22 protein-coding genes are annotated in these 20,562 nt (G+C 63.6%); 9 read left to right on the top strand and 13 right to left on the bottom strand.

Annotation, left to right across the window (positions count from 1 at the left end):
• Nucleotides 1-99: 99 nt before the first annotated feature.
• Nucleotides 100-228 (top strand): hypothetical protein, encoded by a 129-nt coding sequence (locus tag OQE62_RS15980; RefSeq protein WP_265723042.1) that lies wholly within the window; start codon nt 100-102, stop codon nt 226-228.
• A gap of 497 nt (nt 229-725) precedes the next feature.
• Here OQE62_RS15980 and OQE62_RS15975 read toward each other — a convergent pair whose 3' ends face one another.
• The 8 genes from OQE62_RS15975 to OQE62_RS15940 form a co-directional block, all read right to left on the bottom strand.
• Complete coding sequence (locus OQE62_RS15975; protein ID WP_265723041.1) at nt 726-1,742, bottom strand: OmpA family protein; 1,017 nt, start codon at nt 1,740-1,742, stop codon at nt 726-728.
• Nucleotides 1,743-1,934: 192 nt separating this feature from the next.
• A complete protein-coding gene (locus tag OQE62_RS15970) occupies nt 1,935-2,708 on the bottom strand; it encodes a TrmH family RNA methyltransferase (protein WP_265723040.1) in 774 nt (257 codons plus the stop codon).
• A 158-nt stretch (nt 2,709-2,866) separates the two neighbouring features.
• Complete coding sequence (locus OQE62_RS15965) at nt 2,867-3,736, bottom strand: Rossmann-like and DUF2520 domain-containing protein (RefSeq protein WP_265723039.1); 870 nt, start codon at nt 3,734-3,736, stop codon at nt 2,867-2,869.
• Nucleotides 3,737-3,780: 44 nt separating this feature from the next.
• The gene (locus OQE62_RS15960) at nt 3,781-4,539 is read right to left on the bottom strand and encodes a pyridoxine 5'-phosphate synthase (RefSeq protein ID WP_265723038.1); all 759 of its coding nucleotides are present in this window, start codon (nt 4,537-4,539) and stop codon (nt 3,781-3,783) included.
• A gap of 3 nt (nt 4,540-4,542) precedes the next feature.
• Nucleotides 4,543-5,127, bottom strand: a complete 585-nt coding sequence (locus OQE62_RS15955) for a peptidylprolyl isomerase (protein WP_265723037.1) — start codon at nt 5,125-5,127, stop codon at nt 4,543-4,545.
• 382 nt (nt 5,128-5,509) lie between these two features.
• On the bottom strand, nt 5,510-6,190 hold the full coding sequence (locus OQE62_RS15950; RefSeq protein ID WP_265723036.1) for a TIGR04211 family SH3 domain-containing protein: 681 nt from the start codon (nt 6,188-6,190) through the stop codon (nt 5,510-5,512).
• A 49-nt stretch (nt 6,191-6,239) separates the two neighbouring features.
• Nucleotides 6,240-6,539 (bottom strand): YciI family protein, encoded by a 300-nt coding sequence (locus OQE62_RS15945; protein ID WP_265723035.1) that lies wholly within the window; start codon nt 6,537-6,539, stop codon nt 6,240-6,242.
• A gap of 37 nt (nt 6,540-6,576) precedes the next feature.
• Nucleotides 6,577-7,344, bottom strand: a complete 768-nt coding sequence (locus OQE62_RS15940) for a VC0807 family protein (protein ID WP_265723034.1) — start codon at nt 7,342-7,344, stop codon at nt 6,577-6,579.
• A gap of 240 nt (nt 7,345-7,584) precedes the next feature.
• Between OQE62_RS15940 and OQE62_RS15935 the strand changes: the two genes are divergently transcribed.
• The 5 genes from OQE62_RS15935 (at nt 7,585) to rluB (ending at nt 12,572) form a co-directional block, all read left to right on the top strand.
• Nucleotides 7,585-8,463 carry a PHP domain-containing protein gene (locus OQE62_RS15935; RefSeq protein ID WP_265723033.1) on the top strand — a complete coding sequence of 293 codons (879 nt, stop codon included), beginning with the start codon at nt 7,585-7,587 and terminating at the stop codon, nt 8,461-8,463.
• Between the two features lie 55 nt (nt 8,464-8,518).
• Nucleotides 8,519-9,142 carry an L-threonylcarbamoyladenylate synthase gene (locus tag OQE62_RS15930; protein WP_265723032.1) on the top strand — a complete coding sequence of 208 codons (624 nt, stop codon included), beginning with the start codon at nt 8,519-8,521 and terminating at the stop codon, nt 9,140-9,142.
• Between the two features lie 288 nt (nt 9,143-9,430).
• Nucleotides 9,431-10,459: a segregation and condensation protein A gene (locus tag OQE62_RS15925; protein ID WP_265723031.1), complete on the top strand. Its 1,029-nt coding sequence runs from the start codon at nt 9,431-9,433 to the stop codon at nt 10,457-10,459.
• 53 nt (nt 10,460-10,512) lie between these two features.
• Complete coding sequence (gene scpB / locus OQE62_RS15920) at nt 10,513-11,706, top strand: SMC-Scp complex subunit ScpB (RefSeq protein WP_265723030.1); 1,194 nt, start codon at nt 10,513-10,515, stop codon at nt 11,704-11,706.
• Complete coding sequence (rluB, locus tag OQE62_RS15915) at nt 11,703-12,572, top strand: 23S rRNA pseudouridine(2605) synthase RluB (protein WP_265723029.1); 870 nt, start codon at nt 11,703-11,705, stop codon at nt 12,570-12,572. The genes scpB and rluB overlap by 4 nt, the downstream gene beginning before the upstream one ends.
• A gap of 49 nt (nt 12,573-12,621) precedes the next feature.
• Here the strand turns inward: rluB and OQE62_RS15910 are convergent, their stop codons facing one another.
• From OQE62_RS15910 to OQE62_RS15900, 3 genes are read right to left on the bottom strand one after another with little or no spacing between them, the layout of a single operon-like run.
• A complete protein-coding gene (locus OQE62_RS15910; RefSeq protein WP_377535925.1) occupies nt 12,622-12,954 on the bottom strand; it encodes an SRPBCC family protein in 333 nt (110 codons plus the stop codon).
• A gap of 48 nt (nt 12,955-13,002) precedes the next feature.
• On the bottom strand, nt 13,003-14,379 hold the full coding sequence (locus OQE62_RS15905; RefSeq protein ID WP_265723028.1) for an ATP-binding protein: 1,377 nt from the start codon (nt 14,377-14,379) through the stop codon (nt 13,003-13,005).
• Nucleotides 14,379-15,089 (bottom strand): response regulator transcription factor, encoded by a 711-nt coding sequence (locus tag OQE62_RS15900; protein ID WP_265723027.1) that lies wholly within the window; start codon nt 15,087-15,089, stop codon nt 14,379-14,381. Before OQE62_RS15900 ends, OQE62_RS15905 begins: the two co-directional genes overlap by 1 nt.
• 188 nt (nt 15,090-15,277) lie before the next feature.
• Here OQE62_RS15900 and OQE62_RS15895 point away from each other — a divergent pair, with 188 nt between their 5' ends.
• The 3 genes from OQE62_RS15895 (at nt 15,278) to OQE62_RS15885 (ending at nt 16,902) form a co-directional block, all read left to right on the top strand.
• Nucleotides 15,278-15,763 carry a Spy/CpxP family protein refolding chaperone gene (locus tag OQE62_RS15895; RefSeq protein ID WP_265723026.1) on the top strand — a complete coding sequence of 162 codons (486 nt, stop codon included), beginning with the start codon at nt 15,278-15,280 and terminating at the stop codon, nt 15,761-15,763.
• A 207-nt stretch (nt 15,764-15,970) separates the two neighbouring features.
• Nucleotides 15,971-16,522: a flavodoxin gene (locus OQE62_RS15890; RefSeq protein ID WP_265723025.1), complete on the top strand. Its 552-nt coding sequence runs from the start codon at nt 15,971-15,973 to the stop codon at nt 16,520-16,522.
• The gene (locus tag OQE62_RS15885; RefSeq protein WP_265723024.1) at nt 16,522-16,902 is read left to right on the top strand and encodes a hypothetical protein; all 381 of its coding nucleotides are present in this window, start codon (nt 16,522-16,524) and stop codon (nt 16,900-16,902) included. Before OQE62_RS15890 ends, OQE62_RS15885 begins: the two co-directional genes overlap by 1 nt.
• Nucleotides 16,903-16,963: 61 nt before the next feature.
• Here the strand turns inward: OQE62_RS15885 and OQE62_RS15880 are convergent, their stop codons facing one another.
• Together OQE62_RS15880 and dapE are read right to left on the bottom strand one after the other, a co-directional pair.
• Nucleotides 16,964-19,033: a S9 family peptidase gene (locus tag OQE62_RS15880; protein ID WP_265723023.1), complete on the bottom strand. Its 2,070-nt coding sequence runs from the start codon at nt 19,031-19,033 to the stop codon at nt 16,964-16,966.
• Nucleotides 19,034-19,127: 94 nt separating this feature from the next.
• Nucleotides 19,128-20,261 carry a succinyl-diaminopimelate desuccinylase gene (dapE, locus tag OQE62_RS15875; RefSeq protein ID WP_265723022.1) on the bottom strand — a complete coding sequence of 378 codons (1,134 nt, stop codon included), beginning with the start codon at nt 20,259-20,261 and terminating at the stop codon, nt 19,128-19,130.
• Between the last annotated feature and the right edge of the window lie 301 nt (nt 20,262-20,562).

Below are 20,562 nucleotides of genomic sequence, written 5' to 3'. Positions count from 1 at the left end.
GCCCATTTGACTTGCTCAGGCATCGCCCTTGCTTCCCTTTTCAGGGCCGCTTGGCGCCGCCGTTGGCGGGAATCTCTCGCAGGATGGGCAAAGTGCTGCGTGCCCATCAGCGTGATGGTGATGGGGGAGGAGACCGTGATCGCCGTGTCGCCGGCGCCCGCCGTCTCCAATGCCATCTTTGCCGCGACGGGCAAGCGCCTGCGCCGGTTTCCCATGAAGTTGGGCTGAGTGGAGCCCGGTAGCTGTCGGGAGGTAAATGGGATGGCCCAGGTAGTTTCGCCGGTATCTCCATAGCGGTGTCGGGACCCGGATCCGGGACGCGCCCGCCGGCCCGTTGGGGCCGGATTTATAATTTGGCGTGACGTGCCAGTCCCACTCGCCTGAAATGATTTCCACAGCAAAATCAAGCCCTTTCATGCGCGCCAGTTAGCTTATTTTATTGTCAAGACCGATTTACTGGCTGTTGTAACTCATTGATTTATATGAGCTTATAGTTTTGATTAAATTTTCCTCACAAATGGGTTACAACGGATTCATGGGGGCTGGCGGGATTTTCCCGGGCATTGTTCACAGAGATATCCACAGATTCTGTGGACTGCGAGGCCCCGGTTTGACGACAGGCTCGTCTTGGTAAGGAGGTGGGTGCCAGCCAATAGAAAGCCCGGCAGGGTTGCCGGGCTTTGATAGCTGTGTCGCCTTCCTGTTCGGCGGTGAATTGGCACCTGTTAGCGGAAGCGCATTTCCACTCGCCGGTTCATGGCGCGGCCGCTCTCGGTGGCATTGGACTCGACCGGTTGCTGTTCGCCGTAACCCTTGGCGGTGAGTCTGTCCGCATCGACACCGTTGCGGATCAGGAAGGTCCTGACCGAATTGGCGCGCTGCTGGGAGAGTTTCAGGTTGTAGGCGTCGTTGCCCTGGTTGTCGGTGTGCCCGGCAATTTCCACCGCGCTGCCGGGCTGGCTGCGGAGGGCGCGGACCACCTTCTGCAGGGAATTCCTGGCGGCGGGTGTGAGGGTTGCCGAATCGAGTTCGAAATGGACGTTTTCCAGGGTGATTGTCTCTTCCGCGAGTACACAACCCTCACTGTCCACCTCGGCGCCGGGCAGGGTGTCGGGGCAGCGGTCCCGATCGTCGATAACGCCGTCGTCATCGGAGTCCCTGGGCGGCTCCGGCGCCGGTGCGGGGGCCGGCTTGGGCGCGGGGGGCGGTGCGGGTTGCTGCAGTGGGAAACTGAGGCCCAGCCCCAGTTGCCAGTCGTTCATGTCGTCTTCAAAGTAATCGCGCATGTAGCGCACTTCGGCACGTATTTTCAGGCCGTTGTCATTGAGCGCGGCGCTGGCGATCCCCGCGCCGAGATTCAGGAAGGCGTTGACATCCGAGCCCCCGGGATAGCCGTTGTTGACCGTCGCGCCGGCGCCGGCCAGCAGGAAGGGCGTATAGCCGGTGCGATCCCGGAAGGCATAGACGGCGTCCATACCCACGCCGGAGGTGTACAGGTGATTGCCGGTGATGGAATGATTGCCGTCCTGGCGCAGGCCGAATCCCTGCACTTCGGCGTACCAGGGGCCGCGCCAGCCGCGGCCGTAGACGACCCGTGCGCCATAGGCATCGTTGTCTGCGCCGCGGTCGCTGTCCATCCTTCCGAAGACCGGCATCAGATCCACATAGATATCGTCCGGTCCCTCCGCCATCGCGGGGATGGCGATGAGGCACATGAACAGAACAGAGATTGCATATTTCATGGTCAGTCCCTTGCATCGTTATTCGTTGCGGAGCCTGCCGCAATGGATATTCCCAAAGCCTGTTTGTGGGCAGGTATTTTATTTCCACTTGATATGTAGTCTATCGGGGGCAATTGTTCCCATAGGCGCCGGGAATCTGGCGGGAAAAAGCACGAATCGTGGGTCTCCGGGACGGAGAGAGGGAATTTGGTGTCAGGTCTGGCGCCTGAAGCCGATCAGTGCCGCGGTTACTGCCACGTTGAGGCTCTCGACGCCATTCTGCATGGGGATCCGCAACAGTTGCGTGCACTGGCCGGCGACATCGTCGCTGACACCGCGGGTTTCATTGCCCAGCACGAACACGGTCGGCTGGCGGCCGTCGAGTCCGGCCAGGGTGTCGCGGGCGTGGGAGGAGAGGCCACAGATACGCGCCCCCTGTTCGCGGAACTTTGCCAGGATCGGCGCCAGTTTTTCACAGCGCAGTAGTCGCATCTTGAATGCGGTGCCGGTGCTGGCCTTGATCACCAGCGGATCCATCTGCGCGCAACCTTTCTTCGGCAGGATGATGCCGTCCATGCCGCCGGCACAGGCGGAGCGGATGATCATCCCCAGGTTCTGGGGGTTGGTGATACCGTCCAGTGCCAGCAGCTCGCAGGGTTTTTCCGGCAGTTGCTGCAGAAACGCCTCCGCGGTGCCGTAGTGGGGCAGCGCCAGGTCCAGGGCTACGCCCTGGTCCTGGCGGGCGTTTTTGGAGATGCGCGACAGCCCCTTGCGATCCCAGTGGGCGATTTCGACCTGGCGCTCGGTGGCCAGTTGCTCCATGCGCGCGATCAGGTGGTCGCGGCGATTGCTCCTGGCCAGGTGGAGCTTGTGGACCGGCAGGGAGAGATCCTCCAGTGCCTCGAGTACCGGTTTGCGCCCGTAGATGGTCAGCAGGCTGTCGTAGAAGGCGCGTTTTTGCAGGTATTCGGGAGAGTCTTCAACCATGGATAACGGGTACTGAGTCAGTTTTTTGTAGAAATGGGCGCCGCGCTGTCGTAGGAGCCTGCTTGCAGGCGAATGCTCCCCGCCCCGGCTGCCGAAACTAAACCCCGAAACTTGAGTTATGTAGAGGATAGGCAGGTCGCTGCGCTCCTCCGCCTGTCCTATTTCGTCGGTTCACTCAATAGTTCGGTCAACCGCTCGCTGGCTTCCTCGCCCAGCCCGCCGCGGCGGGCCAACTCTACACAGGCCTGCCCCAGTTGGCGATAGCTTTGCGCCAATTGCGGGTCCGCTGCCTGCAGCGCTTCCAGCTGCGCGGAAACGGTTGTCCCGTCGCCGCGGGCAATGGGGCCGGTCAGCGCCTTTTCGGGACCCAGTTGCAGGTTGTTGCGGGCCGTCTGTAAAACGATCGGTTGCAGCAGCCGTAGCGCCTGTTCGCGATCGATACCGGCGGCGTCGAAGGTGCGCAGGCTGAGATCCATCAGCGCAGTGAGGTAGTTGCAGGCGAATACCGAGCCGGCGTGGTAGAGGCTTTTGTTTTCGGGGGCGATGGTCAGCGGTACGCAGTCCAGTGCGGTGAAGGCGCTGTGCAGCCACTCCACGGCGCGGCTGTCTCCCTCGAGGGCGACGCTGCTGCCGGGCAGCGTCTCCAGTGACAGTGCCGGGTCGGCAAAGCTGTGTACCGGGTGGGCGCTGGCAGCGGCGGCGGGCCTGCAGGGTTCGAGAATTGCGGAGCCGAGTGCGCCGCTGCAGTGAAAAACCACCGCCCGGCCGCAGTCGCCCCGGCGGCGGCCGAGCGCTTCGGCGATCTCCGCTATCTGCCCGTTGCCGGTGGCGATCAGCCAGCAGTCCGCGTCCGGCATGGCGGCGATGGATTCGGCGGCGTCACCGGCGCCGATAAATGCAGCGGCATCGCGGGTGCTTTCCGCAGTGCGGTTGCAGATAGCGCCGATCTCGAACACCTGTCGTTGTCGCCACAGCCGGCCCAGGGTTTTGCCCAGTTTGCCGGCGCCGATGATATTGAGCGTTTGCATGGGCTCTCAGGGGCTGCAGTCGTTGTCGAGACGAGTGGCGCGCATCAGTTGCCGCGGAGGCAGTTCAGGTAGGCGTTGACCGCGTTGTCGAGCCCCATGTTGAGTGCGTCGACAGTGAGTGCGTGGCCGATGGAGACTTCCTGTAGGCCGGGCAGGGTGCGGTAGCGGGGGAGGTTGATCAGGTTCAGGTCGTGGCCCGCGTTGATGCCCAGCCCCAGTTGCCGTGTGTGTTCGGCGGCCGCACAGTGGGCCGCGAAGATGGATTCGATATCGGCGCTCTGGTTGGTTACCGCTTTTGCGTAGGGGCCGGTGTAGAGTTCGATACGGTCGGCGCCGACTTCCGGCGCCAGGCCGATCTGCTCCAGGTCGGGATCCATGAACAGGCTGACGCGGATATTGGCGTCCCGAAGTTGGGTGATGATCGGTTCCAGGCGCGCGCCGTCGCGCTTCAGGTCGAAGCCGTGATCCGAGGTGAGCTGGTCGTTGCTGTCCGGCACCAGGGTACACTGGTCCGGACGCGTTTCCAGTACCAGTGGCATCAGTCCGGGGTAGTCGTCGAGCGGTCCGGCGAAGGGGTTGCCCTCGATATTGAATTCGATGCCGTCCCGATCGCGGCAGAGGGCGGCCAGGTCGTGCACATCCCCGGGGCGGATATGGCGCTGGTCCGGGCGCGGATGCACCGTAAGGCCCTGCGCGCCGGCGTCCAGGCAGATGCGGCCGTGGGCGACCACGTCCGGGGTGTTGCCCTCGCGGGAATTGCGGATCAGGGCGATTTTGTTGAGGTTCACGCTGAGGGCTGTCACCGGTTATTCTCCCTGCTCGCTGGCGGCGACGGCGCTGTCGTCGACGCGTTTCACCTTCAGGATGCGCACCGGCACATTGGGGGCGTCCGGGAAGGCGTCGTAGCGCCCGCGCGGCTTCCCGGCGATTTTCTCCACCACGTCCATCCCCGCGGTCACCTTGCCGAAGACGGTGTAGCCGGGTTTGTCCTCTTTCGCGTCCAGGCGGACGTTGTCGACCAGGTTGATGAAGAACTGCGAGGTGGCGCTGTCCGGGTCGGAGACCCGCGCCATGGCCAGGGTGCCGCGCTCGTTGCTGAGGCCGTTGTCGGATTCGTTCACCACTGGTTCGCGGGTGTCCTTCTTCTGGAAATCGAAGGTGAGCCCGCCGGTCTGGGCCATAAAGCCGGGAATGACGCGGTGAAAGATCACCCCGTCGTAAAAGCCGCTGTCCACATAGGCGAGAAAGTTTTCCACTGTGGCCGGGGCCCTGTCCGTGTAGAGCTCGACGCGAAGGGTGCCGAGATCGGTCTTCAGTTCGACCCGGGGGTTATCCGCGAGCGCGGGCAGGGCGATAAAAAAGGCCAGCAGTGCCGTAATCAGAGTGCGCATCTTCCATGTCTCCGGAAATTGGCGTCGGTTGTATCTGTTAGGGAGGGCTTCCCCGGCAGATACAATAACACTTTACCGCGAGTGTTTTGTTCCACACTGAAAAGCGTTCAGTATTCAGTGCCGTAGGGTGCGCCGTGGCAGACAACTGCTCCATGCGTTGTCTGCATGACCGCCATCCATGGCAGCCTCGCACCATTGGCCGGGCCTGTGGAGGCTGCCGGAACTCGGCCCATAAGCAGGTTTTGGGTCGGCCCTGCTGCCGGTGGCTGTTTGCTCAACAGCCTCATCGGCAATCGTTTCACAAACAGCCCCCGGCAGCAGGGCCTTCACATCCGGCCTCGGAATTCTTTTCCAACCGTAGGGTGCGCCGGGTCCCGAAACATCAGTTCGCCCATTCCGAGTGGCGGCGGCGCGGGCGCACATAGGGGGCGATCATGGCGAGAATGGCACCCAGCCCCACGGAGGCGGCGCCGTACATATACCAGCGCCGCGTATCGCTGCTGGACAGGCGCTGGATTTCCGCTTCGGCCATCGCCTGTTCCTGCTTCAACAGTTCGTGCTGGTGCAGTAGTTTCTGGTGGCGCTTGTTCAGTGACACGGCGTCGGCGGACAGTTTCTTCAGTTCCTCCAGTTCGCCGGCCAGTTGCGCCGATTTTTCGTTGGCGGCGGCGAGTTGGCTTTCCAGCTCGCCGTTGACCTTCTGCAGCCGGCGGACTTCGCTGCCCAGGTCCATTTGCTCGAAACGGGCCAGGTCGGCGCGGGCCTTTTCCAGTTTGATTTGGGCCACGGGTTCGTCCACCAGGTACTGGCGGCGTATCCAGCCCTCTTCGCCCTCCGGTGTGCGCACCCGCGCCCAGCCTTCGTCCGCTGCGTCTTCCAGCAGGGCCAGCCTGGTGCCACTGGGCAGGCCGGCATCTAGGATGCGGAACTGGTTGCCCTTGCCCGAGCGCATCGGCACGCGCAGTTCGTCGGTGATGTAGCGGGTGTCTCCACTCAGTGCGCCGGCGGGGGCGCCGATTGCGAGCAGCGCTGCTGCCGCCAGTCCGGTCAGTTGTTTCATCATTCTGATTACAGCTTTTCTTATCGCGGTCGGTTTGCTTGTTGTCGAAAAGTTACGGAAGCACGTGTTTGAACGGCTTTACGGTCACCCGGGCGTAGACGCCGGCGCCGACAAAGGGGTCGGCGTCCGCCCAGGCTTTGGCCTCTTCCAGTGAGGAAAATTCCGCGACCACCAGGCTGCCAGTGAATCCGGCCTCGCCGGGATCCTCGCTGTCGATCGCCGGATGGGGGCCGGCGATCAGCAGGCGGCCCTGGTCTTTCAGCTGGTTGAGGCGCGCCAGGTGCTCGGGGCGCGCGCTTTTGCGCAGGGGCAGGCTGTCTTTGACGTCTTCACTGATGATTGCGTACCACATGGTCGTATTGTGCTCTTTTATAAGAAGTTATCGGCCGCTACTGCTGAACCACGATTTCTTCCAGCTTCAGGCCGGTCAGCTTGCCGATCCGGCGGAACAGGAAGAAGAGGGTGAACCCGAGGATGATCATCGAGGGAACAAAAATTACCGGGTAGCTCAGGGCGGTCATCCTGCCCAGCTCCTCGTTGAAGGCGACGGTGCCCGGCGGGCTCTGCAGCAGTATCCTGGCCAGTACGTAGTTCAGTACCGACGACAGGAAAAAAGACCCGGCGATCATCCAGGAGGCCTGTTGCAGGGTACGATCGAAGGCGCGGCTGTTGCCGCGGCCGTTGAGCGATTCGGCGATTCTGGCGGTATCGAGAATCCTGTCGTTGTAGATCAGCGTGCGCACCAGCGGCCAGCGGGTGTAGAGCGAGCCCAGGGTGGCGATACCCAGCAGGCCGGGAATGGCGGCCTCCTTGATGGCGATGTACTTGGCATCCAGTTCCAGCAGGCTGATGCCACCGGTCAGCAGGATGCTGATGATGCCCAGCGCGGAGAAAAAATTCACCTTGCCCGACCGCTGCAGGTCGCGTGCGCCGTAGAGCAGTGGAAATGCCAGTGCCACCACGATGGCCCATTTGGTGCCCAGCCAGTCGTCGCCGGACAGCTTTGTCAGGATCAGCGTGGGGATGACGATATTGAGCAGCAGGTTGGCGAGCAGGCTTTCCTTTTTGGGCTTGGGGGCCTCATCGGTCCGGTCCTGCGCTTTTGCCTGTTCAGCCTGTCGATCTGTCGCCGAGGTGGTGGGGTTGGTTTCGGTCATGCTCTGTTCCGGTGATAATGCCCGCTGAAAGCTGTTGCGGGGCGCTGGCTGAAGTCCAGCCCCCTTTACAACATAGCTTCCCGGCTGACGGTACCGCAGTCAGCGGTGAAACTGGTTTCTCCGGGATCCTCTGTGAGAATGCCTGGTCGGAGCCTTATCCCTGAGGTGACCGGCGCAGCTCTGACAGCGGCGACCGGCAAATGTTCAAATGGGTGTCACTACCCGAGCGAGAGAATTCTGTTGAATATCCCGAATGCCGCAGCATACAGCGGTCGCATCGACCTGCACTGCCACAGCACTGCCTCCGACGGTATTTTAAGTCCTGCAGCGCTGGTGTCGAGGGCTAAATCCCAGGGCGTGACCCTGTTGGCGCTCACTGACCACGACACCGTCGCGGGTCTCGCCGAGGCGCGCGCAGCGGGCGGCGAGGAGGGTGTCGAAATCCTGCCCGGAATCGAGTTCTCGGCGCTCTGGGGCCGGCGCCCGGTGCATATCGTCGGCCTGAATGTCGACGCGGACGCGCCGGCGCTGCGCGAGGGGATCGAACTTCGCGACCGCTTGCGCCGCGAGCGCGCCGAGAGGATCGCCGGGCAGTTGGAAAAGCGCGGTTTCACCGGTGCCCTGGAGGGCGCGCGGGCACTGGCCGGGGACAGCGTGCTGGGGCGGCCGCATTTCGCCCGTTGGCTGGTGCAGGCGGGGCATGTCGAGGATAGCGCCCGCGCCTTCAAGCGCTACCTGGGCGCCGGCAAGGCCGGAGATGTGAAGGTTGACTGGCCGTCGTTGGAGGAGACAGTGGCGACCATCCGCGCCGCTGGCGGTCACGCGGTACTGGCACATCCGCTCAAATACGGGCTGACCCGGACCCGACTGGAGCGGCTGCTGGACGAATTCAGTCGGGCGGGCGGCGGCGCCGCGGAGTTGCTGTGTGGCCGCCAGAACCCCGTGCAGACCCGCGACCTGCGGCGACTGATGGAATCCGCGGCCGCGGAGAATGGAGGCTCGCCCCTGCGCGCCTCCCTCGGCAGCGACTTCCACCAGCCGGACCAGCCCTGGCGGGAACTGGGCTCGGTACATCTGCCGCCGGACGTCGAGCCGGTGTGGAAACTGTGGCAGACTTGAGGGGGCTCGGGATAACGAGCATTCCAGGTATTACTTTCATTGATTGGGGGCTTTTGTGGCGCAGTTTTTCCAGATTCATCCGGACAACCCTCAGGGCCGGCTGATCAGTCAGGCGGCGGATATCGTCGCCGCCGGTGGTGTGGTCGTATTTCCCACCGATTCGGCCTACGCCATCGGCTGCCGGCTGGGCGAGAAGCTGGCAGTGGAGCGTATCCGCGCCCTGCGTCAGCTGGACAAGAAGCACAACTTCACCCTGATGTGCCGGGACCTGTCGGAACTGGCCAGTTACGCCAAGGTGGACAACCAGATGTTCCGCCTGCTCAAGAAACACACGCCTGGCCCCTATACCTTCCTCATGCCCGCCACCTCCGAGGTGCCGCGGCGGTTGATGCACCCGAAGCGCAAGACCATCGGCCTGCGCGTGCCGGACAACGCCATCGTCCAGGCGCTGATCGAGGCGCTGGGCGAACCGCTGATGAGCTGCAGCCTGATCATGCCCGGCGACGACCAGCCGCTGACCGACCCCTACGATATCCGCGACACCCTCCAGCACCAGGTGGAACTGGTGATTGACGGCGGTTTCTGCGGCCTGGAAGCCACTACCGTGGTGGACCTCACCGGCGACGAGCCGGAGCTGATCCGCCAGGGTTGCGGCCCCATCGACGAAATAATGGGTTGATGGCCCGTCCATCCGCTGTGGTGCGTGGCGTTACTCAAGCGTCGGAATCGCTTACCAATGGCACAGGCCGGTGCGGGGTGTACCTTTCTGGGACTGTCTGCGAGAGGGACCTCGCGGACAAGCCTACAGGGACGTATTGACGGCGTGTCCCAGAAAGGTACACCCCGCACCGGCCCCCTCCGCGCCACTAAATGCGGATATCAGGGCCGGCCACACCGTGTATAATCGCGCGTTTGCCCCGCCCGAATCGGGTGACAGCGGGCCGGTGAAGAGTGAGGTCGAGGTGGCGTGTCCAGCGAAGAATTACTAGCCGAAGCGGAAGAGCAGGTACTCGCCGAAGTCGGGGCCGCCGAGGGCGGAGAGACCGATGATGCCCCGGGCGAGGGCGGCGACCGCCGGGACGACACCGGCGGGGCGTCGGCGCGCCAGGGCGAGATGCCCTTCGCGATGGTGCAGGGCGAGGCCTTCACCGAGCTGCCCGCCGACCTCTATATCCCGCCGGACGCGCTGGAAGTGATCCTCGAGGCCTTCGAGGGGCCGCTGGACCTGCTGTTGTACCTGATCCGGCGGCAGAACCTGGATATCCTCGAAATCAATGTCTCCGACATCACCCGCCAGTACATGGCCTATGTGGAGATGATGACGGCCATGCGCTTCGAGCTGGCGGCGGAATACCTGGTCATGGCCGCGATGCTGGCCGAGATCAAGTCGCGCATGCTGCTGCCGCGCCCGCCGGCGGCGGAGGAAGAGGAGGGCGAGGATCCGCGCGCCGCGCTGATCCGCCGCCTGCAGGAGTACGAGCGCTTCAAGACCGCGGCCGAGGATATCGACGAGATACCGCGGGTCGGCCGCGATATCCACCAGGCCAGCGCTCGGGGTCCGGACCGCGACCTCACCCGCCCCGACCCGGAGGTGGATCTCAAGGAAGTCATGGTGGCCCTGGCCGAAGTGCTGCGGCGCGCCGATATGTTCGAGAGCCACCAGGTGGAGCGGGAAAAACTGTCCACCCGCGAGCGCATGACCCAGGTGCTCGACAAGATGCGCCACCGCCAGTTCGTGCCCTTCGTGAGCCTGTTTACCGTGGAGGAGGGGCGCCTGGGCGTGGTGGTCACCTTCCTCGCGGTGATGGAGCTGATGAAGGAATCGCTGGTGGAACTGGTACAGAACGAGTCCTTCGGTCCCATCCATGTGCGCGCCGCCGGACAGGAAGCCGAAGAGACGGTCGACGACGGCGGGGCCGCCGGGGAAGATCCCGGGGAAGAAATGCCCGCCCCTCCGGTGGAGGACGACGCCGCAGCGGCGGTGGAAACCGAATAGTCAGGCCCCGGGCCGCCGCGGAGCGGTCGGGGGAATTGGATTAGAGTGAAAAGATGACCATTGCTCCGGAATTATTGCGCCGTATCGTAGAGGGCGCACTGCTGGCCGCAGGGCAGCCCCTCAGCGAAGATCGGCTGCTGTCCCTGATAGACGAGGGCGAGCGCCCGGAAAAGGCCGAGCTCAGGGCGGTGCTGGAAGAGATTGCCGGGAGCGGCAGCGAGCGCGGTTTTGAGTTGAAACAGGTGGCCAGCGGCTGGCGCTTCCAGGTGCCCGAGGATCTGGCCCCCTGGATCAACCGCCTGTGGGAGGAAAAACCGCAGAAATACTCCCGCGCCATCCTCGAGACACTGGCGATCATCGCCTACCGCCAGCCCATCACCCGCGGCGATATCGAGGAGATCCGCGGCGTCGCGGTCAGCTCGCATATCGTCAAGACCCTGTCCGAGCGCGGCTGGATCAAGGTGGTGGGCCAGCGCGATGTGCCCGGCAAGCCGTCCCTCTACGCGACCACCAGGGAATTTCTCGACTACTTCAACCTGCGCACCCTGGACGACCTGCCGACCCTGGCGGAGATTCGCGATATCGAGAGCCTGAACCGAACGCTGGACCTGGGTCAGGACGGTGAAAGCGGTGCCGAGGCCGCCAAGGGCGAAAATACCGACGGTGCCGGGGAGCAGCCGGAGGCGACTTCCGATACATCCGCAGAGGCGGAAGATGGCGGGAGCGGCGAAGAAGAGGCCTCCGCGGAATCGGCATCCCCGACCGGCGAAACCGAAGCGGAGCCGGTGGAAGACGCCGGGATTGTGGAGGAAATCGCCCGGGCTGTAGCCGGTGAAGACGGCGGGGAGTGCGCCGAACCGGAAGGCGAGATCCCAGGCGGCGACGCCGCGCCACCAGCCGCCGAGGAGGAGCCGGAGGAGGAGCCGGAGGAAGAGCCTGGTATTCCGGATGACCCGGCGCTGGAAACGGACGGCAAAGCCGATTCCGACCTCGAAAGTGAAGAACAGCCGGCGCCCGATATCGAAACGGAAGCCGGGCGCGAAGCGGTTTCCGATATCGGTGAGACCGCCGCCGGGCAAGGGCCGGAGGAAGAACCGGCCAGTGGCCTTGCGGCGGAACTGCCGCCGAGCAGCCTGTTCGCCTCTGCCGATAGTGGCGAGGCAGGCGATGAACAGGATGCACGGGAAAGCGCCGAAGACGACAGCGAAACCCGCGACACAGAGCAAACGGAAAACGCCCCCTCATGAATGAAGGCACTTCGCCCGCAGGCGAAAAACTGCAGAAAGTCCTGGCGCGCGCCGGGCTCGGCTCCCGTCGGGAAATGGAACGTGCCATCGAGGCCGGTCGGGTCACCGTGAACGGCCAGGTGGCCGAACTGGGCGAACGGGCGACCGATAGCGATCAGGTGGCGCTGGACGGCCGCCCGCTGCCGGCGGCGGAAGACAGCCGCTGCCGCGTCATCCTGTACAACAAGCCGATGGGCGAGATCTGTTCCCGCCACGACCCGGAAGGCCGCCCGACCGTCTACGACCGGCTGCCGAGGCTTCGCTCCGGGCGCTGGATCTCCGTGGGCCGGCTGGATTTCAATACCAGCGGCCTGCTGTTGTTTACCAACAGTGGCGAACTGGCCAACAAACTGATGCACCCGTCGTCGGTGATCGATCGCGAGTATCTGGTGCGTATTCAGGGCAAGGTGGACGACGAGATGAAAAGGCGCCTGCTTACCGGCGTCCTGCTGGAAGACGGCGTCGCCCGCTTTACCGATATCGTCGAGAGCGGCGGCGAGGGCAGCAACCGCTGGTACTACTGCGCGGTGATGGAGGGGCGCAACCGCGAAGTGCGCCGACTGTGGGAGTCCCAGGGCGTGCGCGTCAGCCGCCTGAAGCGGGTGCGCTATGGCAATGTGTTCATTCCGTCCAACGTGCGGGTCGGTCAGTGGATCGAGATGGAACCGCGGGATATCGACGAACTCTGCGTCACTGCCGGCCTGCCGAAACTGGGCCAGCGCCCGCTGACCCAGGCGGAGAAACAGAGCCTGCAGCGCCAGCGCCGCAAACTGCGCAAGCCGCCGCAGGCAAAAGGCAAGAATCAAAAATCGAGGAACAGAAAGTAAAGCCGCAGGGTGCGCAGGGCGCACACTGCAGTTGTTCAATCTTCGATGTTTAGTTTTGGTTATTTGATTCCTGTTCCGTCGACTCCGCCACCTTCTTCAGCTTTTCCAGCCCCTGCTGGCAGGAGTCGCCCACCATCCGTTTGACCAGCAGTCCCATCCAGCGGGCTACCGGCCCCGAGCCCATGCTGGTCCTGAACTGCCACGTGACCTGCGTGCCGCCATTTTGTGGCCGCAGGCGGAATTCGGCCTCGGCGGTACCCTGTTTGCCAAAGTCCATCTCGGTACGCACCAGGGAATGGGGCTTGCTGGCGATGATTTTCTGGCTGCCGCTGCCCACATTGGGATTTTCACTGCTCCAGCGTATAGCAGTTCCCCCGGTCAGTGATCCATGCAGAAGAACAGCTTGTTGTCGGCATGCATCGCTATACGCTCACTGTTCATTGAGCTCGAGCAGCGGCAATTGCACCTCGATACACAGCCCCGCGCCGGGCGCGTTGCGGGCGCTGATGTCGCCGCCGTGGCGGAGGATGGTGCGCTGGGCGATGGCCAGGCCGAGGCCGAAGCCGCCACTCTCCCGGGTGCGGGCGGTATCGGTACGGTAGAAGGGACGGAATATCGCCTCGAGTTCCCCGTCGGCCACGCCGCTGCCGGAATCGATCACCCCGATGAGACAGTGTTCGCCCGAGTGCTCTGTGGTCACCGTGACGACGCCGCCCTCCGGACTGTATTTGATCGCGTTGCGCAGGATATTTTCCAGCGCCGCGGTCAGCGAGCTGCCGCGCGTGGCAACCAGCAGTTCTCCCGCGCCGGGACGGAGGTCGAAATGCACGGATTTGCCCCCGGCTTCGCCTTTCAGGTCTTCTGCCAGGGCCTCCAGCAGGCTCTGGATCTCCACCACATCGTCCAGCGGCCGCTGGTCCCCGCCGGCCACCGGAAGCGACAGCACGTCGGCGATAATGTCTTCCAGGTAGTCAGCGGCCTTGCCGATCTTGTCCAGCTCGGTATCCAGTAGCCGCACATTTTTCTGGCGCGCGATCCCCAGCGCTACCTGCAGGCGCGCCAGCGGCGAGCGCAGTTCGTGAGAGACATCCTTGATCAGGCGACCCTGCTCGGCCATGGATTCCTGCAGCTGGGCCGTCATGGAGTCGAAGTCCCGCGCCAGGTCGGCCAATTCGTCGCTGCGGCTGTGCAGCCCGGGCGCGACGCGGTAGTCCAGTTCGCCGGCGGCCACGCGGCGGGTGGCCGCGCGCAGCTGGTCCAGCGGGCGGCTCAGGTAGCGCGCCAGCCAGTAGCAGACGCCGCCGGAGGCGATCATCGACAACAGCAGCATGGGCCAGAAATTGCGCCACAGGAACCGCAGCAACAGCCCCTCCTTGCTCTGCCCGACGACGATGGTAACGCGCAGGCTGTCCGGGCTGCGCAGGGGCAGGAAAAAGCCCACCGTGGGCTTCTTGTCGACCAGCGCGCGGGTCTCGCGGTTGCGATAATTGAGGCTCTCGAACAGCGGCGCCATGTCCTTGGGCAGGGGCCGGCCCAGTAGCTCCCGGCCGTTCTGGTCGATGGCGAATACCCGCTCCCGGACCTTGTCCGGCGCGCTCTCCAGCCAGCGGCGGAAGTGGTCGGGCCCGTGGCGGCGGGAGCGGCGCAGGTTGTGCACCACCTCGCGGAACAGGGCCGGCCCCTCCCAGCGGTCTTTCTGGAGCGGATCGCCGAACTCCCCGAAGTGGGTGATATAGATTGCCGCCACCACCATCACCATGGCGGTGATCCAGGCGCCGAAAAACATTTTCCAGAAGAGGCTGCGCATCAGTTGCCGGCACTCTGGGTCAGCATATAGCCGGCGCCGCGGATATTGATGATCATATCGCGGCTGTCGCCGTGTTCGCCGAGCTTCTTGCGCAGATTGCTGACGTGCACATCGATGGAACGGTCGTAGGGCATCAGCTTGCGCCCCAGGGCGTTCTCGGTGAGTACTTCCTTGCTCACAACCTCGCCGGCGTGCTCCACCAGCACCTTGAGTACCGAAAATTCCGCGCCGGTCAGCGACAGCAGCTGGTCCTCCCAGTAGGCCTGGTGTTCCGTCGGCAGCAGGCGCAGCGGTCCGCTGGTGAGACCGCTGTCCGCCTCTTCGCTCGACCTGGGGCCGCCGCGGCGCAGCACTGCGCGCAGGCGTGCGGCCAGTTCGCGGGGGTTGCAGGGCTTGGGCAGGTAGTCGTCGGCGCCCATCTCCAGGCCGACGATGCGGTCGACGGTATCGCCCTTGGCGGTCAGCATCAGCACCGGCAGCGAACGGCTGCCCGGCGAGGCCTCCTTGCGCAGCTTGCGCAGCAGGTCGAAACCGTTGTGCACCGGCAGCATCACATCCAGCACCAGCGCATCGAAGTCCCGGCTCTGGGCGAGCTCCAGGCCGCTGCCGCCGTCGTTGGCGACGGTCACGTCGAATCCCTCGCCGGTGAGGAACTCCTGCAGAAGATCGGTCAATTCGCTGTCGTCGTCGACCAGAAGGATACGGCTCATATTGTCTGTGACCTCGAGTTGTTAGTGCCTGACAGCACGCGGGCCCATTATATGCAAAGACGTGGCGCCGTATGTGGCGGGGCGGAATCCTGTTTACCGTTCTTAACGCTTGTTTACCGCCGTTATCCCTCATTTACACGGCGGAGCCCTAGTATGCATTTACCGACAGCGAACAAGAGGAACCGTCGATGAACAATTGGAAAGCAGTGGCCGGCAGCCTGGTGCTGGCCGGCGCCCTGGCAGCGCCGGGAATGAGTTTGGCATCCGGAGGCGGCGATCACCACCACGGGCCGCACCACTCCAAGCACAGGATGTTTGAACGCATGGCCGAGAAGCTGGGGCTGACCGAGGGTCAGAAAGCCCAGCTGAAAGCCGACCGCGATGCCAACCGCGAGGCGCACAAGGCCCAGCGCGAGAAGCGCCGCGAGATCCATAAACAGTTGCGCGGGGCAATCGAGTCCGGGGCCGACCAGGCCACCCTCGACCAGCTGGGCGCGGAACTGGGTAAACTGCAGGTGACCCGGATGCAGGCCATGCACGAGCAGCATCGGCAGTTCCAGGCCATCCTCACCGACGAGCAGAAGGCCAAGCTGGAACAGATGAAGGCCGAGCGCAAGGCCCGCTGGGAAGAACGTCGCGAGAGACGCGCCGAGCGTCGCCGGGACAATCGCTAAGTAACACCCAACCCTCCTGTGCGATCGATCGGGTCCCCTCTACCCCAGGGCCCCGATGTTCGTAACCCCTTGCCCCCCCCATTGCGGGGGCTTTTTCAATTGGTGCGCCAGGCGCCTCAACTTGCCGCATCCCCCCATTGCTGGGAGAATACGCCGCCGCTCGATAGAGAATGCAACGGCCTGCAGGCGGGCCAGATAGGAGTGAATGTGAGCAGAATCGGCTTGTTTTACGGCAGCGACGAGGGCAACACCGAGGCGGTGGCCCTGCGTATCCAGGCGCGCCTGGGGGAGGACCGGGTGGATGTTCACGATATCGCCGATGTGACCCAACTGGAAATCGCCGATTACGAACGGCTGATGTTTGGTATCCCCACCTGGGATTTCGGCCAGATCCAGTCCGACTGGGAGGAATTCTGGGAGGATGTGGAAGAGATCGATTTCAGCGGTAAAACCGTGGCGCTGTTCGGCCTGGGTGATCAGTTCGGCTACGGCGACTACTTCCTCGACGCCATGGGCATGCTGCACGACGTGATCGTCGCGCGCGGCGGCGCCATTGTCGGCCACTGGTCCACTGAGGGCTACGAGTTCGAGGCCTCCAAGGCCGAGATCCCCGGCGAGGGCAAGTTCGTCGGCCTGGCCATCGACGAGGACCAGCAGGAGGAGATGACCGCCGGACGCCTGAATCGCTGGTGCCGGCAGATTGCCGAAGAATTCGGCCTCGAGGGCGGCGCAGACGGCGTCGGACAACTGGACGATTGATGACGCCGATGAATACGACCCTGACGTTCACAGAATTCTGGCCCTGGCTGATCGAGCATGCCAATTGCATTCTGCGCGCCGGTACTTCCGACTCGCTGGTCTACGACGAAGACGACTACCACTGGCGCTTTACCGAGGAGGATGTGCGCACCCTGCTGGTCCAGGTGATGCGGGGCAAGCGCCCGGTGGCGGAACTGTTTATCGAGCCGGAACATATCGCCTCGGTACAGGTCTCGTCCGGCGAGAAAGGCGAGTTCAATTTCGATCTGCTGGCGGAAGTGCAGGGCCAGGCGCAGGTGATTTACTACTTTGTGCTGGCCCACGGTTACGAGCCGGATGAGCAGGACAGCCGCCGGCGGGAGCAGGGGCGGCTGCACTGAGGGGATAAGGTCCGGGTGGGCAGGGGCCGGCGGATCTTCCATCCGGCCCCGGCTGAATCTTTCAGGTATCCGGACTTTCGCCGTCCATTGCCACCTGTGCGCCTTCCTCGGCGGGCTTGTACTGATCAAACCAATACAGAACCGATGCCACCTTGGCAATCAGCTGGCTGGGGCGGGCGGCTATGCCGTGGGAGGCGCCGGGGATGCGCACCATGGCGGTGTCTATCTGCCGGAGTTTGAGTGCCTGGTAGAACTGTTCCGTCTCCGAGATGGGGGTGCGATAGTCCTGTTCCCCGGTGAGGAGCATGGTGGGAGTGGTGATATTCCCGGCGTAGGTGAGCGGGGAGCGGCGGCGGTAGTTTTCCGGTTCTTCCCAGGGCATGCCCGCAAACCAGTAGTCGACGAAAAAGCGCGAGTAGTCGGCAGTGAGTACGAAACTCTCCCAGTTGATCACCGGCTTGGCCACCACTGCGGCGCGGAAGCGGTCCGTCTTGCCCACTATCCAGGCGGTGAGGGTGCCACCGCCACTGCCGCCGGTGACATAGAGTCGGTCTTCGTCGATATAACCCTGGTCGACCAGCGTGTCGACACCGGACATCAGGTCGTCGTAGTCCTGGCTGGGGTAGTTGTGGTGGATGAGGTTGGCGAACTCCTGGCCGTAGCTGGTGGAGCCGCGCGGGTTGGTGTAGAGCACCACATAGCCGGCGGCGGCATAGAGCTGGATTTCCGCGGCGAAGCGGGGCCCGTAGTTGGCGAAGGGGCCGCCGTGAATTTCCAGCAGTAGCGGGTATTTTTGCTGCGGATCAAAACCGGGTGGGTAGGCCACCCAACCCTGGATTTCGCGGCCGTCGTGGCTGGATTCGTACCGAATCTCCTCGATCTGTGCCATATTGCGAAGCGGCATCAGGTCGCCGTTCAGTTCGGTTATCTGGCGCACATTGCCGTTGCGCGACAGGGCGAGTTCCGCCGGCTGTTGGCCGAGGGTGCGCGTATAGGCGATTTCGCCGCGCCCGGAGAGCGCGAAGTCGGCGCCGGGATAGGGGCGCCCCAGGGAGAGGCCGCCGGCGTCGGAGGCCAGTACTTTTTCGCCGCCGCCGATTCTCTTCAAGGCGATCTTGGTGGAGCCGGAATCGTCGTAGGAATAGGCGATGCGCTTGTTGTCTGCCCAGGCAAAATCGCCGACACTGCGATCCTTGGCGGTATCCACCGCCCGGGTTTGGCCGCTTTCCAGGTCGAGAATGCGCAGGCCGGCATTGTGATAGCCGAGCTTCCTGTCCTCAAAACCCAGGTAGGCCAGGCGTTCACCATCGGGCGAAACCCGTGGACTGGAATCCGGTCCGAAACGTTCGGTTACCTGTTCAATTTCGCCGTCTACCAGGCTGACTTTGTAAATCTCCGAATTCATCATCTCCAACTCGTGATCGGGATGTCGGTTTGCGGAGAAGTAGAGGGCGTCGTCGTCTTTGCTCCAGGCCAGCCGGCTGTTGTGGTCGAACTCACCGGCGGTGAGCTGGCGGGGCGTGCCACCCTCGTGGGAGATAACGAAAACCTGGTTGTGGCCCTGCTTGAGATAACCGCGGCCGTCCGCACGGTAGGTGGCGCGGTCGATAAATCTGGGGCTTTCCGCCCACTTTGCGCCTTCGGGCTTTTCGGGCAGTTTGACCGGCAGCGGTTTGCTTTCCGGAACGAACATGGTGAAGGCCAGCTTGCTGCCGTCTCTGGACCACTGAATATTGGACGGTGATTCGGGTAGGTGGGATATCTGCAGAAACCGGCCGTTGTCCAGCCACAGCAAGTGAATTTGCGGTTTGCCGCTGCGGTCGCTGATAAAGGCCAGTACTTCGCCGTCCGGCGACAGGCGGGGCGAGTGGTCGGAGTAGTTGCCGGAGGTCAGCGGGCGGTGGTTGTCGCCATCCGTGTCGATGCGCCAGAGGTTGGAGCGCTTCCTGTCTGCCATCTTGTCCATAAAATTGCGGACGTAGAAGACGGTCTCACCTCTCCCGTCAAAATGGGGGTCGCTGGCGTACTCCAGGTTGAAGACATCTTCGTATTGGAAGTCGGAAATCTCCGCGGCGGCCAGCGCGGGCAGCGCCAGTGCCATAAACGCAATGGAATTCAGCAATCGGTACATGTCGGCCGGTCTCTTATTGGCATTATCCCGGCCAGACTAAACAATTTGACGAGTTGGTAGAAGGCGAGCGCGGCAGAAAGACCGTTCTGTGGGGTTACCGCAGCAACCCTTCCAGTATCTCCCGGTACATATCCTTGAGCGGGTCCAGGTCGTCTGCCTTTACGCACTCGTCCACCTTGTGAATGGTGGCGTTGACCGGTCCCAGTTCCACCACCTGTGCGCCGGTGGGGGCGATAAAGCGGCCGTCGGAGGTGCCGCCGGCGGTGGACAGTTGCGTGGTTTCGCCGGTCACGGTTTTGATGGCGGCCTGGGTGGCCTCCACCAGCGGGCCCCCGGCGGTCAGGAAGGGCTGGCCGGAGAGCTTGAAATTCGCCCGGTAGTTGAGGTCGTGCCCATCCAGAATCTTCCGCGCGCGGCTCTCCAGCTCCTCCGCCGTGGTTTCGGTGGAGAAGCGCCAGTTGCAGATCACTTTGACTTCGCCGGGGATCACATTGGTGGCGCCGGTGCCGCCGTTGATATTGGAGACCTGGAAGCTGGTGGCCGGGAAAAAGTCGTTGCCGTTATCCCACTGTTCGGCGGCGAGTTCCGCCAGTGCCGGTGCCAGTGTGTGCACCGGGTTTTCCGCCAGGTGCGGGTAGGCGACATGGCCCTGCACACCGAACACGGTCAGTTCCAGGCCCAGGGAGCCGCGGCGGCCGTTCTTGATGACATCGCCGACGCGGTCGGTGCTGGAGGGCTCACCCACCAGGCAGCAGTCGATCTTCTCGCCCCTTTCCTCCAGCCACTCGACCACCTTGACGGTGCCGTCGGCGGCGGGGCCCTCTTCGTCGCTGGTGATCAGGAAGGCGATGCGGCCGCTGTGGTCGGGATGGGCCGCGACAAACTCCTCGCAGGCCACCACCATGGCCGCCAGTGAGCCCTTCATGTCCGCGGCGCCGCGGCCGTAGAGGATACCGTCCTCGATCACCGGTTCAAACGGTGGGTGCCGCCAGTTTTCTTCCGGGCCGGTAGGCACCACATCGGTGTGGCCGGCGAAGGCGAACAGCGGGCCCTCGCCAGAGCCTTTGCGCTCCGCCCAGAAATTGTCGGTATCGCCGCGGCGCAGGTGAGTGGTCTCGAAGCCGATTTTTTCCAGGCGCTCGAGCATCAGCGGCATACAGCCGGCGTCGTCAGGGGTGACGGATTTGCGGCGGATCAGGTCGCTGGCGAGTTGTATTGTCGGTGTCATTAATTCGTCCGTCGTAAATTGGGTAGTAGGTGCCGGGCTGTAGGGTGCGCCGTGCGCACCGGCCGATCAATGTCAAAAAGAATACCGAGGCCGGATGTGAAGGCCCTGCTGTCGGGGGTTGTTTGTGAAATGATTGCCGATGAGGCTGTTGAGCAAATAACCCCCGACAGCAGGGCCGTCCCGGGGCCTCCTTACGAACCGAACTTCGCCCCTCCCTACGGCCCGATCAACGGTGCGCACGGCGCACCCTACTGGAAGAGTCCCGAGTCCCGAGTCCCGAGTCCCGAGTCCCGAGTCCCGA

The organism is Microbulbifer halophilus, from assembly GCF_026183675.1.
Taxonomy (GTDB): Bacteria; Pseudomonadota; Gammaproteobacteria; order Pseudomonadales; family Cellvibrionaceae; genus Microbulbifer; species Microbulbifer halophilus.
This window is presented reverse-complemented; position numbering and strand designations above follow the sequence as displayed.